The following is a 3,719-nucleotide window of genomic DNA, read 5'->3' on the forward strand; positions in this document are numbered from 1 at the left end:
TCTTTGTTAACATTTTTATCACCCAAGAATATTTTATTATAAAAACGAAAGAGTGTCGACTTTGTCGACACTCTGTAGCATCTCGTAAGAGATGCTTTTTTAATTGAAAATATATAATTAAGGATAAAGGTCTATGAGGGATGGAAAAATAAGTTATAAGTTCTAAAAGAATTTCATTAAGAAAATCTAATTATGAACTTTAACTATCAATTAAAAAGGAAATTTATAGGATGTGTTGGATTTTTATATAGAATGTGATATCTTATAATTATAAAGAAAAGTGAGGTAGTATATGAGTAAAGCAGAGAAATTTTATAACCAGAATATAGAAAAAGGCAGAACTGAAATAGCTAGCTTAAATAAAATTATAGAAGTAGTTGGGTGGAGTCGACTTGTAATTTTGATAGGAGGTTTGTATTTATCCTATAGAAGTTATAAAGGACAAGGAATATTTATTGCAGGATTAGTATTTGCGGTAATGATGTTGATTTTTTTAACTGTAGCTTTTTTCCATGGTAAGGTTATCAAAAAGAAAGAGAAGATTGAATTAGCATTAGAATTTAATGAAAAAGGATTAAAAAGGCTAAATGGAGAGTATAAAGAGTTTGAAGATATGGGGGAAGAGTTACTAGAAAAAAATCATGCTTTTGCAGAAGATTTAGACATATTTGGGAAGAATTCTTTGTTTCAAATGATAAATACTACTAGAACACTTAGTGGTAGAAGAAAACTTGGGCAAATACTTTCTTTAGCAGAATTACCAGATAAAAATTTAGTTAAAGAAAGACAAATAGCAATTAAAGAACTTGGTGAAAAGATTGAGTGGAGACAGAAGTTATATGTAAGTGCAACATTTAAGAAGAAAAAGGGAGAAGAATTGGAAGAACTTATTAAGTGGGGAAAAGAAAGTTCTAGTGGAGATAGTGTTAGAGTTGGAATTTCATGTATATTTATATTAATTACAATGGTAAGCGTATTTCTGGCAATAATAAAAGTTATCCCTATTTCTTTTATAATACTTAATTTTATGATAAACTATGCAGTGATAAAAGTGTTAACAAAGGATAGAAATGAAGTAATAGATCTATTTAATTCCATAAAAAATAGTGTCAAGGCTTATTCAAATATTTTAACACTTATAGAAGATGAAAAATTTGAAAGTGATTATTTAAATAGTTTAAAAGAAAAACTTGAAGATAATACAAGTTTATTGTGTAAAGATGAAATGAAAAAACTTTCTAACTTACTTGATTGGATTGGTGATTCAGCAGGAAATGCATATTTCTTTATTTTAAATGTATTATTATTTGCGGATGTATTTATATTGTTCAATTTAAATAAGTGGAGAAAATTAAATGGTTCAAAAATTGAAAAATGGCTTGAAGTTATGGGTGAATTTGATGCATTAGCTAGTATTTCTAATTTAAGCTTTGATCATGAAGAATGGTGTTTTGCAGAGATTACAGAAGAAGCTTCAGTTACAGGGATAGAAATTAGCCATCCACTAATAGGTAATAGAGCTGTAGCTAATAGTTATGAGTTAAGAAAACCAAAGCAAGTTACACTTATTACAGGCTCAAATATGTCAGGAAAGAGTACTTTCTTAAGAACTGTAGGAATAAATCTAATTTTAGGATATATTGGAGCACCATGTTCTGCAAAAAACTTTAAATGCAGTATAATGAATATATATACTTGTATGAGAACTAAGGATAACCTAGAAGAAAGTATATCTTCATTCTATGCAGAAATATTAAGAATAAAACTACTTATAGAAGCATGTAAGAGAGGCGAAAAAGTATTTTTCTTATTAGATGAAATATTTAAAGGGACAAATTCAAAAGATAGACATACAGGAGCAACAGTACTTGTAAAACAGCTTATAGAAAATAAAGCAATGGGATTGCTATCAACTCATGATTTAGAATTATGCGACTTGGAAGAAGAAATGAAGGAAATAGATAACTATAATTTTAGAGAATACTATGTTGAAAACAAAATAAATTTCGATTATAAATTAAGAAGAGGAAAAAGTACCACTCAAAATGCAGTATATTTGATGAAACTTGCTGGAATAGAAATTAATAAATAGAAATAAATAAACGGTGAGGGTGATGGTAATGAAACTGAAGAGAAAAGATGAGAGGCAAGATGAAGAGTATAAAACGAAAAATGAAACTAATGATAAAGATTATAAAAAAGTCATAACTGTTTTGATTTCTACTATCATAGTTTCATTAGGTGTATCAGTAGCAATTGATAGCAATATTATAGATACTAAAGCACAAAAATCTATTGATGCAAATAACAAAGCAGAAGCGAAGGAATTAGAGGATTTCAAGCTGAAACAAAATGAAAAAAAGAATCAAGAAACTAAAGTGGTCCAGGCTGCTCAAAAACGTATTGATTCCATATCTAAAAAGGTTAATCAATTACTAGGAAAAAATAGTAAGTATTATGGAATTATGTATTATGATCTAACAACAGATACACAATATACATTAAATGCTGATACTGCATTTCATGCAGCAAGTACAATCAAAGTACCAATAGCAATGATGGCTGCAGATAAAATTACTAGCAATCAATTTACTAGAGATACAAAGATTCAATATGAGTTATCAGATTATAGTGGTGGATCTGGATCATTACAGGGGAAAGTTTCAAGAGGTGATGAATATTCAGTAGAAGAATTACTTGAATATATGATAAAGGAATCAGATAATATAGCAACAGCTATGCTTAGAAGATCAGTAGGAGATGTTCCTGAATTTATCTCAAGTGCTACTGGAGTAGCAATGGAGAATGATAATAATTTTATTACTCCAAAGCAAAGTTGTATGCTTTTAAAGAAGATATATAATGAATCTGACATAAACAAAGAATATAGAAATATAGCGGAAATAATGCTAAATACTAATGCTCATGATAGAATAGATAAGTACATACCAAAGAGCATAGTTGCTCATAAGATTGGTGATTATGAGACTTATGTTAATGATATAGCTATAGTATATGCTAAGAGACCATACATATTATGCATTTATTCAAAAGGGATGATGGAAGAAGGACGAGAAAATATAGCTAAAATTTCTAGAGCGGTCTATGATGTTGTTACAGCGGACAAGCTATAGATATTTCAACCGTGAAGTTATGATTGAGTCAAAAACAATATACTAGAAAAAGAGGAGAGAATTATGAATATAGCATTTTTTCTTACACCTAAAAATGAAGTAGTTTGTGAAAGTATTGATGGAACAATGAGACAAGTTATGGAGAGGATGGAACGTCACGGATATACAGCGATACCTCTTATTGATAAAAATGGGAAATATGTTGGAACTATAACAGAAGGAGATTTGTTATGGAAACTAAAGAATACTCCAGATTTGAATTTTAAAAATACTGAGTCTGTGAAAGTAAGTGAGATTTCAAGGAGAGTTTATCACAAAAGTGTTTTAATTAATGCAGATATAGAAAGTTTAATAAACCTAGCCGTTAATCAGAATTTTGTTCCTGTAGTAGATGATAATGGGATTTTCATTGGGATAATAAAAAGAAGTGATATAATAAATTACTGTTTTAATGAATTAAATAAAATTAGAAAAAAACTATAAAAAAAGTTGGCTAAAAATTAGCCAACTTTCAGAGTGTCGACAAAGTCGACACTCTTTCGTTTTTATAATAAAATATTCTTGGGTGATAAAAATGTTAACAAA

Annotated in this window: 3 protein-coding genes; all 3 read left to right on the top strand. The window is 28.6% G+C overall.

Annotation, left to right across the window (positions count from 1 at the left end):
* The first annotated feature begins 292 nt into the window (after positions 1–292).
* The 3 genes from NNC19_RS23240 (at position 293) to NNC19_RS23250 (ending at position 3,617) form a co-directional block, all read left to right on the top strand.
* Complete coding sequence (locus tag NNC19_RS23240; protein ID WP_310941071.1) at positions 293–2,092, top strand: MutS-related protein; 1,800 nt, start codon at positions 293–295, stop codon at positions 2,090–2,092.
* 28 nt (positions 2,093–2,120) lie between these two features.
* Positions 2,121–3,134: a serine hydrolase gene (locus NNC19_RS23245; RefSeq protein ID WP_310941072.1), complete on the top strand. Its 1,014-nt coding sequence runs from the start codon at positions 2,121–2,123 to the stop codon at positions 3,132–3,134.
* 63 nt (positions 3,135–3,197) lie between these two features.
* Entirely contained in the window at positions 3,198–3,617 is a 420-nt protein-coding gene (locus tag NNC19_RS23250) for a CBS domain-containing protein (protein WP_310941073.1), read from the top strand.
* Positions 3,618–3,719 lie beyond the last annotated feature (102 nt).

Origin of the sequence: Clostridium sp. SHJSY1 (genome assembly GCF_031626875.1) — a bacterium.
Classification (GTDB): domain Bacteria; phylum Bacillota; class Clostridia; order Clostridiales; family Clostridiaceae; genus Clostridium.